The sequence below is a fragment of the Nocardioides sp. NPDC087217 genome (genome assembly GCF_044744805.1).
In the GTDB taxonomy this organism is placed as follows: domain Bacteria; phylum Actinomycetota; class Actinomycetes; order Propionibacteriales; family Nocardioidaceae; genus Nocardioides.
Genome location: NZ_JBIUZB010000004.1, coordinates 465,895 through 485,732, shown reverse-complemented (window position 1 = coordinate 485,732; position 19,838 = coordinate 465,895). Strand labels below are relative to the sequence as shown.

Annotated in this window: 20 protein-coding genes; 12 read left to right on the top strand and 8 right to left on the bottom strand. The window is 68.4% G+C overall.

All coding sequences use genetic code 11. From position 1 onward, the window contains the following. Nucleotides 1-128 precede the first annotated feature (128 nt). The 5 genes from ACIO3S_RS20515 to ACIO3S_RS20495 all read left to right on the top strand — a co-directional run bounded on the left by ACIO3S_RS20515 (nucleotide 129) and on the right by ACIO3S_RS20495 (nucleotide 5,127). Nucleotides 129-1,613, top strand: coding sequence for an APC family permease (locus tag ACIO3S_RS20515; protein WP_400467488.1), 1,485 nt, complete (start codon nucleotides 129-131; stop codon nucleotides 1,611-1,613). Continuing rightward, complete coding sequence (locus ACIO3S_RS20510) at nucleotides 1,610-2,053, top strand: hypothetical protein (RefSeq protein ID WP_400467486.1); 444 nt, start codon at nucleotides 1,610-1,612, stop codon at nucleotides 2,051-2,053. Before ACIO3S_RS20515 ends, ACIO3S_RS20510 begins: the two co-directional genes overlap by 4 nt. 7 nt (nucleotides 2,054-2,060) lie before the next feature. Then, nucleotides 2,061-3,407 (top strand): dipeptidase, encoded by a 1,347-nt coding sequence (locus ACIO3S_RS20505; RefSeq protein WP_400467485.1) that lies wholly within the window; start codon nucleotides 2,061-2,063, stop codon nucleotides 3,405-3,407. A 78-nt stretch (nucleotides 3,408-3,485) separates the two neighbouring features. Beyond that, nucleotides 3,486-4,592 (top strand): ATP-dependent DNA ligase, encoded by a 1,107-nt coding sequence (locus ACIO3S_RS20500; RefSeq protein WP_400467484.1) that lies wholly within the window; start codon nucleotides 3,486-3,488, stop codon nucleotides 4,590-4,592. 10 nt (nucleotides 4,593-4,602) lie between these two features. Beyond that, nucleotides 4,603-5,127, top strand: coding sequence for a hypothetical protein (locus ACIO3S_RS20495; protein ID WP_160027160.1), 525 nt, complete (start codon nucleotides 4,603-4,605; stop codon nucleotides 5,125-5,127). A 208-nt stretch (nucleotides 5,128-5,335) separates the two neighbouring features. Here ACIO3S_RS20495 and ACIO3S_RS20490 read toward each other — a convergent pair whose 3' ends face one another. The 4 genes from ACIO3S_RS20490 to ACIO3S_RS20475 form a co-directional block, all read right to left on the bottom strand. Next, entirely contained in the window at nucleotides 5,336-6,985 is a 1,650-nt protein-coding gene (locus tag ACIO3S_RS20490) for a CotH kinase family protein (RefSeq protein WP_400467482.1), read from the bottom strand. After that, the gene (locus tag ACIO3S_RS20485; RefSeq protein ID WP_400467481.1) at nucleotides 6,985-7,662 is read right to left on the bottom strand and encodes a DUF4956 domain-containing protein; all 678 of its coding nucleotides are present in this window, start codon (nucleotides 7,660-7,662) and stop codon (nucleotides 6,985-6,987) included. Before ACIO3S_RS20485 ends, ACIO3S_RS20490 begins: the two co-directional genes overlap by 1 nt. Nucleotides 7,663-7,694: 32 nt before the next feature. Next, on the bottom strand, nucleotides 7,695-8,576 hold the full coding sequence (locus ACIO3S_RS20480) for a polyphosphate polymerase domain-containing protein (protein WP_400467479.1): 882 nt from the start codon (nucleotides 8,574-8,576) through the stop codon (nucleotides 7,695-7,697). 116 nt (nucleotides 8,577-8,692) lie between these two features. Beyond that, a complete protein-coding gene (locus ACIO3S_RS20475) occupies nucleotides 8,693-9,772 on the bottom strand; it encodes a DNA polymerase domain-containing protein (protein ID WP_400467477.1) in 1,080 nt (359 codons plus the stop codon). 141 nt (nucleotides 9,773-9,913) lie between these two features. On the opposite strand from ACIO3S_RS20475, the gene ACIO3S_RS20470 reads away from it, so the two are divergent. The 3 genes from ACIO3S_RS20470 (at nucleotide 9,914) to ACIO3S_RS20460 (ending at nucleotide 13,524) form a co-directional block, all read left to right on the top strand. After that, complete coding sequence (locus ACIO3S_RS20470; protein WP_400467475.1) at nucleotides 9,914-11,179, top strand: hypothetical protein; 1,266 nt, start codon at nucleotides 9,914-9,916, stop codon at nucleotides 11,177-11,179. A 124-nt stretch (nucleotides 11,180-11,303) separates the two neighbouring features. Continuing rightward, nucleotides 11,304-12,188, top strand: coding sequence for a DUF4349 domain-containing protein (locus ACIO3S_RS20465; RefSeq protein WP_400467473.1), 885 nt, complete (start codon nucleotides 11,304-11,306; stop codon nucleotides 12,186-12,188). A 40-nt stretch (nucleotides 12,189-12,228) separates the two neighbouring features. Beyond that, nucleotides 12,229-13,524, top strand: coding sequence for a GNAT family N-acetyltransferase (locus tag ACIO3S_RS20460; protein WP_400467471.1), 1,296 nt, complete (start codon nucleotides 12,229-12,231; stop codon nucleotides 13,522-13,524). A 3-nt stretch (nucleotides 13,525-13,527) separates the two neighbouring features. On the opposite strand, the gene ACIO3S_RS20455 is transcribed toward ACIO3S_RS20460, so the two are convergent. Further along, nucleotides 13,528-13,968, bottom strand: coding sequence for a cysteine dioxygenase (locus ACIO3S_RS20455; RefSeq protein WP_400467469.1), 441 nt, complete (start codon nucleotides 13,966-13,968; stop codon nucleotides 13,528-13,530). A 97-nt stretch (nucleotides 13,969-14,065) separates the two neighbouring features. Here ACIO3S_RS20455 and msrB point away from each other — a divergent pair, with 97 nt between their 5' ends. From msrB to ACIO3S_RS20440, 3 genes are read left to right on the top strand one after another with little or no spacing between them, the layout of a single operon-like run. Further along, complete coding sequence (gene msrB / locus ACIO3S_RS20450; protein ID WP_357335336.1) at nucleotides 14,066-14,470, top strand: peptide-methionine (R)-S-oxide reductase MsrB; 405 nt, start codon at nucleotides 14,066-14,068, stop codon at nucleotides 14,468-14,470. 36 nt (nucleotides 14,471-14,506) lie between these two features. Beyond that, nucleotides 14,507-15,217 (top strand): HAD family hydrolase, encoded by a 711-nt coding sequence (locus ACIO3S_RS20445; protein ID WP_400467551.1) that lies wholly within the window; start codon nucleotides 14,507-14,509, stop codon nucleotides 15,215-15,217. Next, on the top strand, nucleotides 15,217-16,107 hold the full coding sequence (locus ACIO3S_RS20440) for an aminotransferase class IV (RefSeq protein WP_400467467.1): 891 nt from the start codon (nucleotides 15,217-15,219) through the stop codon (nucleotides 16,105-16,107). Before ACIO3S_RS20445 ends, ACIO3S_RS20440 begins: the two co-directional genes overlap by 1 nt. A gap of 4 nt (nucleotides 16,108-16,111) precedes the next feature. Here ACIO3S_RS20440 and ACIO3S_RS20435 read toward each other — a convergent pair whose 3' ends face one another. Beyond that, nucleotides 16,112-16,930 carry a hypothetical protein gene (locus ACIO3S_RS20435; protein ID WP_400467465.1) on the bottom strand — a complete coding sequence of 273 codons (819 nt, stop codon included), beginning with the start codon at nucleotides 16,928-16,930 and terminating at the stop codon, nucleotides 16,112-16,114. 25 nt (nucleotides 16,931-16,955) lie between these two features. Next, on the bottom strand, nucleotides 16,956-17,726 hold the full coding sequence (locus ACIO3S_RS20430; RefSeq protein WP_400467463.1) for an LLM class F420-dependent oxidoreductase: 771 nt from the start codon (nucleotides 17,724-17,726) through the stop codon (nucleotides 16,956-16,958). 103 nt (nucleotides 17,727-17,829) lie between these two features. Here ACIO3S_RS20430 and ACIO3S_RS20425 point away from each other — a divergent pair, with 103 nt between their 5' ends. Beyond that, nucleotides 17,830-19,125, top strand: coding sequence for a uracil-xanthine permease family protein (locus tag ACIO3S_RS20425; protein WP_400467461.1), 1,296 nt, complete (start codon nucleotides 17,830-17,832; stop codon nucleotides 19,123-19,125). On the opposite strand, the gene ACIO3S_RS20420 is transcribed toward ACIO3S_RS20425, so the two are convergent. After that, on the bottom strand, nucleotides 19,120-19,815 hold the full coding sequence (locus tag ACIO3S_RS20420; protein ID WP_400467459.1) for an Imm52 family immunity protein: 696 nt from the start codon (nucleotides 19,813-19,815) through the stop codon (nucleotides 19,120-19,122). The two genes, ACIO3S_RS20425 and ACIO3S_RS20420, sit on opposite strands and share 6 nt — an antisense overlap. Nucleotides 19,816-19,838 lie beyond the last annotated feature (23 nt).

Below are 19,838 nucleotides of genomic sequence, written 5' to 3'. Positions count from 1 at the left end.
GCACGGACGATAACCACAGGGGGCCAGGCACGAATCATCCGTTGAGGATGATCCGCCCGCGCGAGTGTCGTTCCTACCCTGAGCCATCAACTGGCGTCGCTTTCGCAAGGAGTGATGAGGATGTTCGGATGGTGCATAACCCCCGCCCCGTTGCGGTGGTCGACGTGAGCGCGGGGGACGCAGCAGCGGACCTGGCGACGCGCGCCAAGATCCCGCCCACCGCCTGGATCTCGTGGGTGGCGCTGGCGATGATGACCACGAGCTCGGTCGCCAGCCTGCGGGCAGCGCCGACGATGGCGGTCTACGGCCTGGCCTGCGTGTTCTTGTACCTGCTCCCGGCCATCGTGTTCCTGCTGCCGACCTCACTGGTCTCCGCGGAGCTGGCGTCGGGATGGGAAGGCGGCATCTACAAGTGGGTCTCGGAGGGAATCTCCAAGCCGATGGGCTTTCTGGCGGTCTGGTGCCAGTTCGCCATGACGATCTTCTACTACCCGAGTCTGCTGGGGTTCGTGGCGAGCACCCTCGCGTACGTGTTCAATCCGGAGCTGGCCAGCAGCGGGGTGTGGACCGCGTGCGTGATCATCGTCGTGTACTGGTCCGGTGTCTGGATCTCCGCACGAGGCACCAAGGGAGTCGCGGGTCTCGCCAGCGGCGGCCTGATCATCGGAACCCTGATCCCCGGCGTCGTACTGGTCCTTCTCGGCATCGTCTTCCTCGGGCAGGGCAACGAGTCCGCGGCGCCGATGACCTCCGAGAACATCTTCCCGGTGTGGGCCGGGCTCGCGAGCCTCGTGCTCATCGTCAACAACTTCCTCTCCTACTCGGGCATGGAGATGAACGCGGTCCACGTGTCCTCCCTGAAGGACCCGGGCAAGGAGTTCCCGAAGTCGATGTTCCTGGCCATGGGCCTGGTCCTGGCGATCTTCATCCTCCCGGCGCTGGCGATCAGCTGGGTCGTACCTGCTGAGGAGCTGTCCCTCACTGCCGGCGTGATGCAGGCTTTCGACGCGGTCTTCGCGAACTTCGGCTGGCAGTGGCTGACCCCGATCGTGGGCATCATGCTGGTCACCGCCTCCCTCGGCGGCATGCTGACCTGGCTGGCCGGGCCATCGAAGGGCCTGCTGCTGATCTCGCGCCAGGAGGGCTACCTTCCACCCTTCCTGCAGCAGCTCAACAAGAACGGTGTCCAGCAGAACATCCTGGTCGTCCAGGGGCTGATCACCACCGTGATCGGCCTGGCGTACGCGTTGATCCCGGACGTGTCCAGCGCTTACTGGATCTTCTCCGTCATCACCACGCAGGTCTACCTGATCATGTACCTGCTGATGTTCGTGGCCGCGATCCAGCTACGCCGTAAGCATCCCGACCATCCGCGCGGCTACCGCGCACCCATGCTCGTGGGGATGTGCGGCATCGGCTTCGCGGCATCCCTGGCCGCCCTCCTCGTCGGCTTCATCCCGCCGTCGCAGTTCGCGTCCGGAAGCTCCGGTCTCTACTTCGCCATCGTCGGCGGCGGCGCACTCGGGCTCGGGCTCCTCGTGCCGTTCCTGTTCTACCGGTTCCGCAAGCCGTCCTGGAAGCAGCCTGAGCCGCAGGAGGTGACCCCGTCATGAGCACCCCGATGGAAACGCAGAGCAAGCGCGAACGCAGCTGGATCTACATCACCGCCCTGGTCGTCCTCGGCGTCCTCGTCGTCGTCGGACTGATCGCGTTCAACTCAGCCCGGGAGACCCGCAACGCCGAGGAGAAGGCCGACGAGCTGATCGCGGCCCTCGAGGACGCGGGCGCTCGCACCCCGGACAGGGACCAGATCGTGCGGGTCCTGGGTGAGGACGGTGGGGCGACCTGCGAGGACCCGAACGACGCACTGAGTCGCGCCATCCTGCTGTCGCAGCTCTCGAACGGGGCGACCGGCCCCGGGGCGCGCCCGGTGGTCGCCGACAGCCGGGTCTTCCAGGGCCAGAAGCTGATCATCGAGATCTACTGCCCCGACGAGCTGGACGACTTCAACGAGTTCGTCGACGACCTCGAGACCGATGACGTGGCGGGGTGAGTGAGACATGGATCTGAGGGGCCGCATCGCTGACCTCATGCCCCAGGCGCGGGAGGAGCTGGCCGAGCTGGTCGCCATCAAGTCGGTCGCCGACCCGCGCCAGTTCCCACCCGAGGAGTGCAGCCGTGCCGCGCAGTGGGTGCTCGACCACTTCGCAGCCCTCGGATTCGACGATGCCCGGCTGGCGGAGACCCCGGACGGCAGCAACGCCGTCCTGGGCTCTCGACCGTGCCCACGACCCGATGCGCCCACGGTGCTGCTGTACGCCCATTACGACGTGCAGCCGCCGCTCGACGACGTCGCCTGGCAGACACCGCCGTTCGAGCTGGTCGAGAAGGACGGGCGCTGGTACGGCCGCGGGACGGCTGACTGCAAGGGCAACATCCTCATGCACCTCCTGGCACTCCGCGCCTTGGGCGATGACGTGCCGGTGAACCTCAAGCTGGTCGTGGAGGGGTCCGAGGAGCAGGGCACGGGGGGCCTGGAGGCGTTCGTGGTCGACAACGCGGATCTGCTCCGCGCCGACACGATCCTGGTCTGCGACACCGGTAACGCGGCCGTCGGCCAGCCGGCGGCAACCGTCAGCCTGCGTGGCATGGTCAACGTGGTCGTCACCGTCGAGGCCCTGACCTCGGAGGTGCACTCCGGCATGTTCGGCGGTGCGGCCCCGGACGCCCTCGCAGCCCTGATCGCGATGCTGGCCGGCCTGCGGGACTCGGCCGGCAACACCACCATCGAGGGGCTCGACAGCACCCGCCGCTGGGAGGGCCAGCCGTACCCGCCCGAGCAGTTCCGCAGCGACGCCGGACTGCTGGACGGAGTCCAGCTGCTCGGGGACGGCTCGGTGTCGGACATGCTGTGGGCGCGGCCGGCGGTCACGGTGCTCGGCATCGACTGCCCACCCGTGGTCGGCTCGGCGGCGGCGATCGTGCCCAAGGCCGCGGCTCGGCTGAACCTCCGCATCCCACCCGGGCTCGCGCCGGACGTCGCGAAGGAGGCGCTCGAGGCACACCTTCACCGGGCCGCGCCCTGGGGTGTCCACGTCACCATCGAGGTGGAGGCCACCGGCTCGCCGTTCCGGGCAACGATCGACGGGCCGGCCTACCAGGCGATGGGCAAGGCGATGATGGAGGCCTACGACAAGCCGATGGCGACCCTCGGGCAGGGCGGCTCGATACCGCTGTGCAACGTGTTCACCGACACCTACCCCGACGCCGAGATCATCCTGATGGGCGTGGAGGAGCCGCAGGCGTTGATCCATGCGCCCAACGAGAGCGTGGACCCGCGCGAGATCTCCACCATGGCACTGACCGAGGCGCTTTTCCTGCAGCGCTACGCCGCCGCGACGACCTGACCGGACGGCCCCGACGGATGGATCGACAACTTCTTCTGCCTCATCCGAAATTCGCGCGGCGCCCTTAGGCTGAGCGACGTGGACCTTCCTGTGATGCCGCCGATCCTGCCGATGCTCGCGAAGCCCGCGAAGGGCGTGCCGACGGACGGTGGCTACGCGTTCGAGCCGAAGTGGGACGGGTTCCGGTGCATCGTGTTCAAGGACGGGGACGAGGTGGAGCTGGCCTCGCGCAACACCAAGCCGCTGACCCGCTACTTCCCCGAGGTGGCCGAGGCGCTGCGGAAGGTGCTGCCGGAGAAGATCGTGCTCGACGGGGAGATCTTCGTGGCGATCGGGGACCGGCTGGAGTTCGAGGTGCTGCAGCAGCGCATCCACCCGGCGGCGTCGCGGATCAACCTGTTGGCGGAGGAGACGCCTGCTGCGTACGCGGCCTTCGATCTGCTCGCGCTGGGCGAGAGGTCGTTCCTCGACGAGCCGCTGACGGAACGGCGGGTGGCACTGGAGGCAGTCTTCGCAGAGGTGAGCTCGGACAACGTCCACATGTGCACCACGACGACGGACCCCGAAGTCGCCCAGGACTGGTTCACCCGGTTCGAGGGCGCCGGGCTGGACGGAGTGATGGCGAAGCCGCTCGATGCCCCTTATGTCCCCGACAAGCGGACGATGCTGAAGATCAAGCACTCGCGTACGGCTGACGTGGTCGTCGCCGGCTACCGCGAGCACAAGACCTCCACGCCGGAGAATCCGCTGCTCGGGAGCCTGCTGCTGGGTCTGTACGCCCCCGGGGAGGACGGTCAGCCGGAGCTGCAGCACATCGGAGTCTCGGCGTCCTTCACCGCCGCGCGACGCGCCGAGCTGTGGCAGGAGTTGCAGGAGCTGGTTGTCCCGATCGAGGACCATCCCTGGGGCCGCTGGCAGGAGTTCCTCACCGCCAACCCCGACCGGGTCCCCGGCACCCAGAGCCGTTGGTCGCAGGGGAAGGACCTGTCCTTCACCCCGCTGCGCCCGGAGCGGGTGCTCGAGGTGGGCTACGACCACATGGAGGGACGCCGGTTCCGGCACACCGCTCAGTTCAAGCGCTGGCGCCCCGACCGCGACCCGGAGTCGTGCGGCTACGAGCAGCTCGAGGAACCCGTGGCGTACGAGCTGTCCGAAGTGCTCGGAGGTGCGTCTAAATCCGGCTAGTGTCGGAGCCATGAGCTACGACGTCGTTCTCCTGGTCGAGCAGGCAATCACCCTCGACGACGCGACCCGAGTCCACTCCCTCCACGAGGGAGTCGAGGACCCGGTCTACCACGTGCTGCTGCCCTTGGAGGACGCTGCTGCCCGGATCGAGTCGGCGATGGGCACGCTCAGCGCGGCCGAATACCTCGGCTCGGCGATGATGATGAACGAGATCGACCTCGACGCGGTGCGCGAGGAGGCCAAGGAGGAGGCCGAGAAGGCGCTCGAGCAGACCCTGAAGGTCCTGAAGACCTCCGGCGCGTCCGCCCACGGCGAGCTCGTCCAGGACCCGGTCAAGGCGCTGCGCGCCAAGGTCGCTGCGGTCGACGGTCGCGAGGCGATCATCATGACCCGTCCGCACGTGGTCGCCGAGTTCTTCCACGTCGACTGGACCCACCAGGCCCGCCGCCACCTCCACGTCCCGGTGCTGCACCTGATCGAACACGAGAACTTCGACGAGCAGGCCGGCGAGGGCGAAGGAATCACCGGCATGTGAGCCGTTTCGTCCGCGTGACAACCGAAAACCTCAGAAGTGACAGGTAACACACCAAAGGTTACCGCTCTGTTACCGGCTTCACGTGGCAGTTGTGGCTCGCGCTCCCCTAGTATCTTGGGGTTCGCTGTTCCGGGGGGATCCAGCGACGAGGAAGTGCCTGCTCGTGCGATCGGGGGATCCGCGCTGAGCGGGCACTTCTGCTATCCACTCACTCCTTCCGTGCCTTCTTCAAGGTGCTGGTGCGCTGGTTCACCCATTCCGACATCGTGTTGATCGCTGTCTCGAGATCCTCGGCGCTCAGCGAGTCGCTGGTCGGCACCGACTCCGCGAGCCCGGCGAGAATGTCGGCGGCCGTGCCGTCCGCGTACACCTTGTCGAAAAGTTCCCAGTACGCCTCGGTGTAGACGGTCTTCAGATCCTCGGACGCCAGGAACCGCTCCTTGAGCGCGTTCCCACCGCGGATGCCACCGGCCTGCTGCGTACGTTCCGGGGCCATGCCTTCCTGCGCACCGCCCTGGTCCTCGCCCGCACGATTCCCGCCCCCGAACATGCCACCACCCATGCCTGCGCCCATGCCGGTCTCGTCGTCGGGGCCGAGCGTGGCGTCACCCTGCATGGCGAGGTTGAGGTCCCAGGAGATCACCGATAGCTTCTCGGACTCCAGGTCGTACCAGAGGTAGTAGTTCTGGCCCGGACCGCCCATGTCGTCTCCGTTGACGATCAAGTTCTGCATCGCCAGGTAGCTCGCCAGCGAGTCCACGTCGACCCACTCGTCGAGGTCGGCGGCGAACTCCTCGTCGTCGGCCTCGTCCATCCACTTCAGGAAGTCGATGATCGGCTGCAGGGTGCCGTCGTCACTGGCGTTGACCTGCTTGAACTGGTCGCTGTAGGACGACTGGTCGTCGTCGACGTAGGCCAGCTGGGAGGAGGCGTCGGCCTTGTAGAGGTAGCCGGGCGAGTCGAACAAGTTGTTCGCCATGTTCTCGTCCGGGTGGGCGAGCAGCAGACGGGTCGTCGTGTCGCTGCCGTTGACCGAGTAGACCGCATACCCGTAGTCCTGGGTCGGCAGGTCGGCCGCCTTGGTCAGCGAGAGGGCCATCGCCTCATTGATGACCGGGCTGCCGGGGCGTACGGAGATCTCGGTCATGCCCTGGTAGGCACGGCCCTCGACGTTCTCGTTGAAGCTGAGCAGCAGCGGGAGCGAGGTCGGGTCGTCGGCAGAGGCCTGGGACATCGCGCCCATCCCGCCACCGCCCGGCCCTCCGACCATCCCGCCTTCGGGCATCTCCATACCCTCAGGCGGCTCCATCCCCTCCGGCATCTGCATACCCTCGGGCAGCTCCATGCCTTCGGGGAGCTCCATGCCGTCCGGGAGCTCCATCCCTTCGGGAGGCTGCATTCCGCCCCGGCCGGGACGACCCTCGCCACCGCCTCCACTGGCGCCGCGCAGGCCCATCAGGGTCGAGTTTCCCTTGAGCCGCACCGCGACGTCGTTGATGACGGTCCCGTCGATGGTCACCGTGGCGGTGACCCACTTCTTCTCGCCGTCCTTCTGGTAGCTCTCGACCATGTCGTCGTACTCGACATCGGTGATGTCGATGGAGACCTCGTGGTCGACCGAGGTATCGAAGAGGTCGACGGTGCCGGCGAGGTCCTCGGTGATGTCGGCGGCGGCGATCTCGACGTCGCCGGTGATGTAGGGCTTGATGCCCACATCCTTGAGCGTGACCAGCAGCGCGAGGGAGAAGACACCCAGGACGGCGACGAGCTTCCAGTGCTGGCGCCAGGAACGCGGCAGCCGGTGCCGGAGGCGCTTGCGCGGCACCGGCTGCGGCGCGATGTTGTTGGGTTCGGCCATCACAGATCGGTCTGGTCGTAGCCCGTCAGCACGGTGACGCGCTGGCCGCTGTTGACCGCGGAGAGTGCCTGCAGCAGCTCACGCGAGCTGCTGCCCTTCTTCAGCTGCGCGGTGTAGTAGAGCTCGATCAGCGCCCCGGCGCGTACGGACTCGGTCGAGACCAGCTCGAAGTCGGAGCAGTGCTGGATCATCAGGTCCTCGACGACCGCGGTGTACTCCGGCTCGGGTGGCACCTGGACCTTGACGACCTGACGCTGCACGTCGAGCTTGAACCAGTTGAACTTGTTCATCAGGACGAGCACGAGGCAGATCATCACCGTGGCCGCGATCGCAAGCAGGTAGAACCGGGTGCCGGTCGTCATCCCGATCGCCATCACCAGGAAGATGAAGCCGACGTCGCGGGTCTCCTTCACGGCGTTGCGGAACCGGATCACCGACAGCGCCCCCACCAGCGCGAACGCCCGGGCGATGTTGGAACCGACGACGAGCATGATGAGCGAGACGACCATGCCCGCGAGCACCAGCGTCTGGACGTACGACTGGCTGTAGGAGACGTTCTTGTGGGTGGCTCGGTAGACGTAGCCAATGATCGCCGACAGCACGAACGACAGCGTCAGCGACGCCACGATGTCGAAGACGGTGAACGTGGAGCTGAGATCTTGGAAATCGAGATTCATGAGAGCTTCCTGTGCGGTGATCGCCGAAAGGATCAGCGAGAGGTGATGAGGTCGTTGGACGGGGCGGGGACGTTCTCGGACGCGCCGTAGCGTGAGCTCGGGGCGAGCGAGAAGGCCTCGACGGACTGGCAGTACTTCGAGATCCGGACCACCGACATGTCGAGCCGCGCGGTCAGGTCGGTCGCCCAGTAGGGCACCCGCTCGTTGGCCTTGAGCTCGACGATCGCCAGCTTCGGCGGGATGAGGAACCGGTTCTCCGCGCTGGAGGCGAAGTGGAAGTCGCGGTCGCGGCCGTGCACGCGGTGGTCGATGGTGACGCGCAGGCCGAGGTCGGCCTCGCGCCCGATGAACGCCTCACGCTGGTAGCCGGTGGTGACGATGGGACGCAGGTCGAGGTTGCCGACCAGCGAGGTCACCTCGTTGACGAAGCCTCGCGAGGTGCCGCTGACGTCGAGTTCGAGCTCCTCGCGCTGGTCGAGCCAGCGCCGCGCCTGTTGGTAGGGCAGCGAGAGGCGGCGCTTCTGGGTCACCCGGTTCACGCGCTGCTTGATCTCGACGTGGACCGGGGTGTCCTCGACGCAGTCCGCCGGCTGCCCATAGAGCCGCATCCGGAGCTTGCGGCGGAACCGGAGCCCCTCGATCTTCTCCCAGTAGAACCGCAGATCCGGGGTGTCGTAGTAGACCGACGTCACCGGATAGCCGCCCAGTGGCGAGTACGGGTCGGCCTCCATCCGGGCCTCGAGCTCCTCACGCAGCTGGGCGACCTTCAACTCGTCGATCAGGTACTTGATCTCGTAGCGGTTGAAGGCGTGCAACCGGCTCGCGGTCTCCGCATAGCCGGTGGGCTGCGTCGGAGCATCCTCGGCTTCCATCTCATCGTGGGTGACGCCTCGGCGTCGGCTCAACCAACCCATTCAGTTCTTCCTCCCGGGAGAGTCACTTATGCGACCCCGGGAGTTCACCGGTCATTCATGTCTTCGGGCTGTGCCGAACCTGTGATGAGCCTGTCAACGAGTCGGCGAGAGTCCGATCACTCGATCCGGTTGCCCTCCTCGTCCCAGTGGGACGCAACCTTCTTGCTCGGCTGCACCCGCGGCGGCTCTCCCGGCATCTTCGGGTAGTCCGGCGGGAAGTTGAGCTCGCCGCCGGGCAGCTTCTCCCAGAGCTCGAGCAGCGGCGTGAGGTCGTACGCCTCGTCGTCGATCTCCGCCCAGCGGTCGCCGTCGGCGAGGAAGTCGGGGACGGTGAAGAGGTTGAGCTCGCGCGGGTCCTTCAGGTCGGCCAGCTCGTCCCAGGTGAGCGGCGTGGAGACCGGGGCGCCGGGCTTGGGACGCAGCGAGTAGGCGCTCGCGATGGTCCGATCTCGGTTGTTCTGGTTGAAGTCGACGAAGATGCGCTCCCCGCGCTCCTCCTTCCACCACGCGGTGGTCACTCCCCCGTCGCGACGCTCCAGCTCACGGCCGAACCCGATCGCGGCGTGACGCAGGTCCTCGAAGGTCCACTCCGGCCGGATGCGTACGTAGATGTGTACGCCGCGGTTGCCGCTGGTCTTCGCGAAACCGCGCAGGCCGAGTTCCTCGAGGGTCTCCCGGGCGACCCCGGCGACCCGCACGGCGTCGGCGAAGTCGGTGCCCGGCTGGGGGTCGAGGTCGATGCGCAGCTCGTCGGGGTGATCGACGTCAGCGCTGCGAACGGGCCAGGGGTGGAAGGTGAGCGCACCCATCTGGGCGCACCAGACCGGGACAGCAGGCTCGGTGGGGCAGATCTCTCGCGCCTTACGCCCGCTCGGGAAGGTGATCTCGACCTCCTCGAGGTAGTCGGGGGCACCCTTGGGCGTGCGCTTCTGGTAGAAGCCGTCACCCTCCTTGTCGGTCGGACCGGTGGCCAGCTTCATGCCCTCGCGCCAGCCGTCGGGCCAGCGCTCCAGAGCCGTCGGGCGATCCCGCAGCGCTCGCATCAGCGGGTCGCCGACGGTCGCGAAGAACTCCGCGACCATCAGCTTGGTGACCTCGGGGGTGCGGTCGGTCGCCTCGTAGATCACCCGGTCGGGGCTGGAGATCCGCACCTCGCGCTCGCCTGCCTGCACGTGTGCCGCCGGTGTCTTCGCCATGGCGCCAACCTAGCCCGCTCCACGCCCCTCACCCAGTGAAATCGCCCGGACGACATCGGCAACTCACTGGCCAGTACGTCTCGAGACCGGCATGATCCGCTCCAACGTACGGCGACCGCCACGATCTCGGAGGACCCCCACATGTCGACTCGAACCACGGCACTGACCGCCGCCACGGCGGCACTGGCCGCCGCCATCACCCTCGGCCTCACCGGCGCTCCCGCGACCGCGAGCACCAACCCGGCCTGCGGGACCGTCGCCTCGCCCGACACCCGGGTGGAGCACACCCGGCTCACCGACCCGACGGTGAGCGACATCCTGGCCCGCTCCGGGTTCGACGACGTCGCCGGCGCGGTGAGGACGGTCGTCTGCGAGGCCGGCAGCAGCAGGGCCGCCACCGCTGCGGCACGGCTCGCCGGCCAGGCGCTGTGGCAGCGCGCGGTCGACCGCGTGCAGGGCCGAGGCGACGCAGGTGGCGACCTGCCTCGCAGCGACGACCGGCCGCTCTACTGGGCCCGGCTCGCGGCCGAGCTGGAGATCGCGCGAGTCGCTCCTGCGTACCGGACCTGGTCCGAGGACGCCCGGGCAAAGGTGCTGGCGGCCTTCGACCGGAGCTCGCGCGGGATCGAGTCGACCGCCTTCGCCCGCGGCGAGGCCGGCCGGTCACGGCAGGTGCTGGCCTCCGGTTTCGACCCGTTCACCCTCGATCGCAACATCCGCCAGTCGAACCCGTCCGGGGCGACGGCGCTGGCGATGGACGGGCGCGTCGTCCAGACGGCGAAGGGTCCCGTCGAGATCCAGACCGTGGTGTTCCCGGTGCTGTGGGAGCCGTTCGCGCAGGGCAGCGTCGAGCGCGCGTTCCTGCCGCACCTGGTCCCCGGCAAGCGCGACGTGGACACCGCCATCACCATCAGCCAGGGCCGCGCGGGCCGTTTCGACCTGGAGGTCTGGAACGGCGCCCATCGCGGCACCTTCCCCGACAACGACCGCGTCAGCGTCAACGAGACGATCCCGATTCCCGAGGACGTACCTCATGCCGACCCGCAGCCGCAGTGGACCCGGACCACGCTGCCGGTCGAGGCGATGAAGGCGGCCGTGCCCGGCACCTTCCCGGTGAACATCAACCGGATCATCACCGAGATCCCGGCCGGATCGACCGCGCCGGTCACCCGGGAGGACCCGACACCGGGCTCCACGGCGGTCGCCGGTGGCGGCGGTGACTACCTGTCCAACGAGTCGGCCTACCGCACCACCGCCCTCCGCGACGCGCTCCAGGCCGACACCAAGCAGGGTCACATCCACGTACCCGTCCTCGACGGGGACGCCGGCGGCGAACCGCTGGCCGACATGCGGGCGGAAATCGTGGCCCAGACCCTCGATCTCGTGGCGGCTGCGGCGACGAGCTGATCCGGAGATGCCCCGAAAGAAATGGCACAAAGGAACTAGCCGTCTCCCGCACCGTTTTCATGCCCCCGGGCGTACTGAGGGCATGAAAACAGCAAAGGTCAGGCCTATCTCGGGTGCGGCCCTTGTGATTGTCAGCATCTTCGCCCTCGGCGCATGCGGCGGGTCGGACGGATCGGGCGGGTCCTCCGCCGACTCCGGCTCGGTCGAGTCGCTGGCCGATTCATCCGCCGGAAAGGCGGCCGGCCCGGAGATGGCCGCGCAGGATGCGGACGCGGCGGCACCGAAGCAGGCCGTCACGCAACCATCGATCATCTCCACCGGCTCGGTCTCGCTCGACGCGAAGGACGTCGGCAAGACGCGTACGCAGGTGCAGCAGATCTCCGACAGGTACGCCGGCCAGGTCACCGAGCAGGAGACCAGCGACAGCGACGACGACGGACCGAGCCATGCCCGGATGGTCCTCCGGATCCCGTCGAAGTCGTTCGACGACGCGATGGCAGACCTCGAGGACACTGCCACCCTGGTCGACTCCAACACCACGACCACCGACGTCACCACCGAGGTCGTCGACACCGAGGTGCGGGTGAAGAACGCCCGGACGAGCATCGAGAGGATCCGTACGCTCCTCTCCCGCGCCGAGAGGATCGGTGATGTCATCGCGATCGAGTCCGAGCTCGCCCGTCGCGAGGCCGACCTCAACTCGCTGCTCGCCCAGCAGGCGGCCCTCGAGAACCAGACGTCGCTGTCGACCATCACGGTCAACATCGACCGTGCCGGTCCCGGCGGCTCCTCCGACGACGACCCCGGCTTCCTGGCCGGGCTGAGCGCCGGCTGGGAAGCGCTGGGCGACTCGGCCCGTATCCTCGCGGTCGCGCTCGGCGCCATCATCCCGTGGACTCCGGTACTCCTGCTCCTCATCGCGCCCGTCTGGCTCCTCTCCCGACGCCGCAAGCAGGTGGTCGCGACAGTGCCGGCCACTGTGCCGGCCACCGGCCCGGCGGAGGAATAACCAGTCGAGATCGGGGTGCTCGGCGGCGTACGTTCTGACCATGAGCGCGCTCGAGCACCCCGGCCTCGTCTTCCGCAGCCTCGACCCCTTCGACGGGGACGAGGCCCTGTTGAAGGGGTGGTACGAAGGCACGCGGCGTGGCTTCCACCAGTCCCGAGGCAACGACGACGGCATCCAGGTCTGGCGCGACCACACCCGCTCCGACTCGGTGACGCTGCTGGGGGCGTGGACGGAGAACTCGGAGTTCTCCTCGGCCACGATCCCGGTCGCGACGTTCTCGTCCTGGACCTCACCGGTCAACGTGGGCGGCGGCGTCAGCCTGCCGACGCTGCTGATCAGCGACGTGACCGTCTCCCCGACCCACCGGCGCCAGGGCCTGCTGCGCAAGCTGATGACGGTCTCGCTGGCCGACGCGGTCGCGGCCGGCGTGCCGCTGGCGGCGCTGACCGTCTCGGAGGGGTCGATCTACGGCCGCTTCGGGTTCGGCACGGCCACCCATCTGCGCCAGGTCGAGGTCGACGTCACCGCGAAGTTCCGCTACCGCCCCGAGGTGCCTGAAGACGACGGCTCGGTGACGCTGGTCGAGCCGGCCGACGCCTGGAAGACGGTCGCCGAGATCTACGGCACATTCCAGGAGCGCACCCGCGGATCGGTCACCCGGCCGCAGTTCTACGAGCCGTGGCTCTCCAGCGCCTACGACTTCGGCGGCGACTCGAAGGGCGAGTCGAAGCAGCGCACCGTGCTGCACCTGGACGCCGCCGGCACGCCCGACGGCTACGCGATCTACAAGACCGCCGACGAGCGCAACGACGCCGGTCTGCGGATGGCGCGGGTCGTCGACCTGGCGGCGCTGACCCCTGCGGCCTACCTGCGGCTGTGGCGGTTCCTCGCCGACATCGACCTCGTCGAGCGGGTCGGCTGGCGCCGGGCGCCGCTGCAGGACCCGCTCTACTGGGCGCTCGCCGAGCCGTTCGCGGTCAAGAGCGCCGAGCTCGACGACATGCTGTGGCTGCGCGTGCTCGACGTGCCGGTGGCACTGCAGGCACGACCCTGGTACGCCGCCGGCGAGGTCGTCCTCGGTGTCGACGACCAGCTCGGACACGCTGCCGGTGCCTGGCGGGTCGCGGTCGCGGACGGCAAGGCCGAGGTCACCCGGACCGACGCCGCCCCGACGGTGGAGCTCGCCGCGGACACCCTCGGCGCCCTCTACCTCGGCGGTGTCGACGTACGCACCCTGGCTGCCGCCGGCCGGATCACGGGCTCGCCCGAGGCGATCGAAACCTGGGCGGCGATGGCCGACGGCGGCCCGCTGCCCTACTGCATCACCGGCTTCTGAGGGTCAGGGGCGTCCGGGCTCGGCGCCGATCAGGCTGATCCGGTCGCCGCGAAAGTGGTAGTGGTGCATCGCGTCCAGCCTCGGTGCGTACGCGTGCAGGCTGATCGCCGGGTGCGAGCCGACGTTGCGTACGTCATGGACGTGGCCGGCGTCGTGCGCCCGGGCGTCGCCGGGGCCGACATCGGCGATCTGCAGGCCACCGAGCCAGTTGTGCTCGACCAGGCTGCCGGCGAGCACGGTGAAGGCGGTGGTCGCGGTGCCGTGGTCGTGGAAGCCGGTGCTGGCGCCCGGCGACCAGGCGATCAGCCAGACCTCGACCTTGTCGTCGCGGTGGAGCAGGTGGAACTCGCGCCCGGACTCGGGCGCCTGCACCCGCGCGACCAGGTCGTCGTCGGCGTAGGTGCGGATGGCGTCCAGCAGGGGCTGCATGGCTAGTGCGGTCAAGGTGGCCTCCTCCAGAAGCGTCGTGGGTTTAAGTATAGTAGATGACTCGACTTTGGCAATGGAGTTGTGCTCCCACCCCAGACGTACCATTTGAGCCATGGGTTACAACGTGGAGAAGTCCGACGAGGAGTGGCGCGCAGAGCTGTCGCCGGAGGAGTACGCGGTGCTGCGCCAGGCGGGCACCGAGCGGGCGTTCACGGGTGAATACACCGACACCGAGACCAAGGGCGTCTACTCGTGCAAGGCCTGCAAGGCCAAGCTGTTCGAGTCGGACACCAAGTTCCACTCCGGCTGCGGCTGGCCGTCGTTCTACCAGCCGATCAGCGACACGATCGAGTACATCGAGGACAAGTCGCACGGGATGGACCGGGTGGAGGTCCGCTGCGCCAACTGCGGCTCCCACCTCGGCCACGTCTTCCCCGACGGCTACGGCACCCCGACCGGCGACCGGTTCTGCATCAACTCGATCTCGATCTCGCTGGAGCCTGCCGACCAGGCCTGACCCGGCTAGCGTTGCGCCGTGACTGTGCGGATCGCGATGTGGTCAGGACCGAGAAACCTATCCACGGCGTTGATGCGCTCGTTCGAGAACCGGCCGGACTGCACGGTCCTCGACGAGCCGCTGTACGCCGCCTACCTCGCGGCCACAGGCCTCGATCACCCGGGCCGTGATGACGTCCTCGCCTCCCAGCCGAACGACTGGCGGGTCGTGGCCGAGGAGATCACGTCCGGGCCGGTCAGGTCGGCGGTGCAGTACCAGAAGCACATGACCCATCACCTGCTCCCGGAGATGGACCACGGCGCCTTCGCCGGACTCTCGCACGCGTTCCTGGTCCGGGACCCGGAGCGGGTGCTGACCTCGTACGCCAAGGTCCGCGAGGAGCCGACGCTCGAGGACCTCGGGCTGCCGCAGCAGGTGGCGCTCTTCGAGGAGTTCGGCGGGCCGGTGGTCGATGCCGCCTCGATCCTGGCTTCGCCGCGGGCGGCTCTCGTCGGGCTGTGCGAGGCGCTGGGGATCGGCTTCGACGAGGCGATGCTGTCGTGGCCGGCCGGCCGCCGCAACTCCGACGGGGTGTGGGCCCCGCACTGGTATTCCGGGGTGTGGGCCTCGACCGGATTCGCCGCCTCCTCCCCCGGCGCCGCCGACCCGCTGCCCGCGCGCCTGGAGCCGCTGCTGGAGCGCTGCCTGCCCTACTACGATCGCCTCGCCCCCTATGTCATGGCCCCCGATATCAAGAACGGCGACTGATGCTGCAGACCTATGACCCCCGCAACGACCACCTCCAGGTCTGGATCAACGGTGAGCTCAGCCACCGCCTGGAGGCGCGGATCTCGCCGTTCGACTCGCTCGCCCAAGGCGGCGACGGCGTCTGGGAGGGGCTGCGGCTCACCCGCGGACGCATCTTCAAGCTCGACGAGCACCTGCAGCGGCTGCGGCGCTCGGCGCGGGCTCTCGCCTTCTCGGACATCCCCTCCGACGCGTTCATGACCGAGGCGATCCGCGAGTGCCTGGCGGCCAACGAGATGCACGACGACGTCCACATCCGGCTGACGCTCTCGCGCGGCGTCAAGGTGACCTCCGGCATGGACCCGCGGCTCAACCAGTCGGGTCCGACGATGATCGTGCTGGCCGAGTTCAAGTCACCGGTCTACGACGACTCGGGGATCACGCTGATCACCGCGGCCCAGCGCCGCCCGCGCGCCGACATGCTCGACCCGAAGATCCATCACAACAACCTGATCCCCTCGATCCTGGCCAAGGTCGAGGCCACCAACGCGGGCGCCGACGACGCGCTGATGCTGGACGACGCCGGCTTCATCGCCGAGACCAACGCCACCCACTTCTTCCACGTACGCGACGGCGTGCTGCGCACCTCGACGACCCGTGCGTGCCCCGAGGGGATCACCCGCGCCACCGTCCTCGACCTCGCCGCCGAGCTGGGCCTGCCGGTGGACGTCGGCGACTTCTCGCTCACCGATGCCCACACGGCCGACGAGGCCTTCGTCACCGGCACGATGGGCGGGCTCACCCCGGTGGTCTCCCTCGACGGCCGGCCGATCGAGCGCGGACCGATGACGCAGCAGCTCTCGAAGGCGTACGCGGACCTGAAGGCGACGACGGGGACGGTCGTCGCCTGACGCCTCACCCGACCCGCTCGAAAAGGGCGCTCTCGAGAATGACCGTGCCCTTGCCGTACGTCTTGTCGAGGCGCTGCTGGAGACTGCCGTCGTCGAGCAGCACACGCAGGTGGACGGCACCACGGGACAGACCGCTGCCGACGTAGTGCGGCTGGTCCGCGAGCTCCTCCTGGATGTCACCGAGCTCCTCCTGCGACACGGTCGCGCGCGAGACGCAGAGCATCCCACCCCAGGTCTTGCGCAGCTCCTTCTCGGCCGCGGCGGGGTCACCGGTGACGCGTACGTTGAGGATGAGCTTGCGCGGGTCGTTCATCGGACGCGCCACGCGGGTCTGGTCGAGCCACAGGTCGCTGTAGCCCGGCAGCCGGTGGGCGGCGGAGACGGTCGCCTCCTGGGTCTCGAACGTGGTCCGCTCGGGATCGATCACCTTCCAGCCACCCTCGGGCTCGGGGCACGGGCTGCTGAAGTCGACCACCTCCTCCGGCGGAGCCGACACGTCGTCGGCCGGCACCGCGTCGGTCACGGCGAACGTCGTGTCATCGAGGGTGCCGGTGACCTGGAATTCGCCCCAGCGGGTGCCTCCGGCCTCCTCGTGCTCGGGATGGTCGGCCCAGTCCCAGCCGGTCACCTCGAGCCCCTCGCACTGTGGCGGCATCGACTCCGCGACAGCCCCGAGGCACAGCTGCGGCCCACCGCCGTCGTCGAGCACCGTCACGGTGCCCGTGGAGCGGACGGTGCCGCTCCCCGCGGCAGGGTCGAGCACCTGGTCGTTCCCACATGCGCTCGCCGCCGCGAGGAGCAGCACCCACCCATATCGCCACATGACCTGTAGACAGCCGAGGCGAGGCTTAAGTTGCACTCGACTGGCTGTCACGCCAGGCGACGAGGTCCTCCAGCGGCTTGAGGTCGTAGTCGGGACCGCCGACTCCGTAGGTGAAGAGCCGGGCACCGGCGTCGTAGAGCGGCTTCGCGGCCTCGGCGCTGTTGGCCGCGGTCGAGATCTCGATCTCGTTCACGTCGCGGCCGATCGCCTCGCAGTGGCCGGCGAGCACACCGCGCTTGCGCTCCAGGGTCTCCACGTCGGAGAAGGAGTGCCAGATGTCGGCATGCTTCGCGACGTACTTCAAGGTCTTCTTCTCCCCGCCGCCACCGATCATGACCGGGATCTTCCGGACGGGTGCGGGGTTGAGCTCGGACCAGCGCTTCTCGATGCGCGGGAGCGCCTCGCCGAGCGCGTCGAGGCGCGACCCGGCGGTGCCGAAGTCGTAGCCGTACTCGGTGTAGTCCCTCTCGAACCAGCCCGAGCCGATCCCGAAGACCAGCCGGCCATCGGAGATGTGGTCGACGGTGCGGGCCATGTCGGCGAGCAGCTCAGGGTTGCGGTAGGAGTTGCAGGTCACCAGGCAGCCGATCTCGGCGCGCGTGGTCTGCTCGGCCCATGCCGCGAGCATGGTCCAGGCCTCGAAGTGCTTGCCGTCGGGCTCGCCGTAGAGCGGGTAGAAGTGGTCCCAGTTGAAGAGGATGTCGACGCCGATCTCCTCCGCGCGGCGGGCGGCCTCGCGGATCTGGGCGTAGTCGGCGTGCTGGGGCTGGATCTGGACTCCGATTCGGATCGTCATGTGTCCAACCCTACGGAGCGCCTGGCTTCCGTCCCCGCGCGAATCGGCCCTATCGTTCGGCGGGCGGCGAATCGCGCCGTACGAGAGCTGAAGAGGGTGCGAGATGCGACTCGGCTGGGATCTGCACGATGACGGCAAGAACGTACGCGAAGGGGCGATCGTCAAGCCCGGGGAGCGGTTGAGCTGGCCCCGGACGATCGGCTTCGGCGGCCAGCACGTGGTCGCGATGTTCGGCGCCACGTTCCTGGTGCCGTTGCTGACCGGCTTCCCGCCGACCACGACGCTGTTCTTCTCCGGCCTCGGCACCCTGCTGTTCCTGCTGATCACGCGCAACCGGCTGCCCAGCTACCTCGGCTCCTCGTTCGCCTTCATCGCGCCGATCGGGGCCGCGATGGGCGGCGGCGGGATGGGATCGGCGCTCTTCGGCATCCTTGTCACCGGTGCGCTGCTGGCGCTGGTCGGCGTGATCGTGATGGTCACCGGCACCGGCTGGATCGAGGCGCTGATGCCGCCGGTGGTGACCGGGGCGATCGTCGCGCTGATCGGTCTCAACCTGGCCTCGGCCGCGACCAACAACGTGGTCGGTGGTGACCCGGCCAACCCCGACAACGGCGCCGTGCTGGTCGCCGCGATCACCCTGGCGACCGTGCTGGTCGTCGCCGTCGCCTTCCGCGGCCTGATCGCTCGGCTCTCCATCCTGGTCGGTGTCGTCGTGGGCTACCTCGCTGCGCTGGTCATGGGCCAGATCGACACCTCGGCGTTCCAGGAGGCCGCGTGGTTCGGGCTGCCTGACTTCTCCAGCCCGACCGTGTCCTGGTCAGTGGTGCCCATGTTCCTGCCGGTCGTGCTCGTCCTCGTCGCCGAGAACGTCGGCCACGTACGCAGCGTCGCCCACCTCGCCGGTGACGACACCATCAACCGCGAGACGGGCCGGGCCCTGTTCGCCGACGGCCTCGCCACCACCATCGCCGGTGGCTTCGGCGGCTCGGCGACCACGACGTACGGCGAGAACATCGGCGTCATGACCGCGACCCGGGTCTTCTCGACCGCCGCCTACTGGATCGCCGGCGTGGTGGCGATCCTGCTGTCGCTGTCTCCGAAGTTCGGGGCGCTCCTGAACACCATCCCTGCCGGCGTGCTCGGCGGGATCACCGTCGCGCTCTATGGCCTGATCGGCCTGATCGGCATCCGGATCTGGCTGGACAACCGGGTCGACTTCGCCGACCCGGTCAACCAGTTCACCGCCGCCGTCGCCCTGGTCATCGGGATCGGCAACCTCACCCTGACCTTCGGCGACCTCACCTTCACCGGCATCGCGCTGGGCACCATCGCCGCGGTCGTGATCTACCACGGGATGAGCGCGCTGGCGAAGGTCCGCGGCCGTCGTCCTGGCTCATAACCTGCGGCGCGAGGTGGACGTCGGTGAGAACGCAGCGCTGAGCCGAAGCATCTTGGCGAGCTCGGTGGCCTCGTCCACGGACAGGAAGCCGTCACCCTCACCCGACCCGAGGACGACACCGCCGTCATCGAGCCTCTCGACGTACTTGTCGATGCCACCCGGTAGCGCCTGCGTCCTCCCCACGGAGAGGTAGGTCAGGCATCCGATCTTCGGTTCAGGCGTTCCGACCGGCTGCACTTCGGAGAGAGCGCGCATGAAGGACCTCGGGCCCACAGCGGCCCAGTCCGGCTCCCACACGGAGATGAGCTGGCGCAAGATGGGGTCCGCGAACACCCCCGCGTCCTCTCCGCGCCATGTGAGCACAAAGGCGTTACGTACGTTCGGGGCCTCGGAATACCCGCCCACACTCATCGTGATCGAGGAGTCCTCGGTCCTCTCTCCGCGCGCATCGTACGCCTGGGTCACCCCGAGATGCGGTGCGTCGACGTTGCGACGGAACGCCTCCTCCATCATCTGCAGGGCGTACGCAGGATCTGCGATCAGCGCGTCCGCGAGATGGGGCGACGACCACCGAAGGGCCTCACCGACCACGTCGTCCAGAGCCGCGAGGAACGCGACCAGCTTGTCAGCGATCTGAACCGGTGACTCCTGCCTCGGACCCCAGAATCCCCGCGCGATCAGTTCGTCCATCTCCACGCGTTTCCTCGATCAGA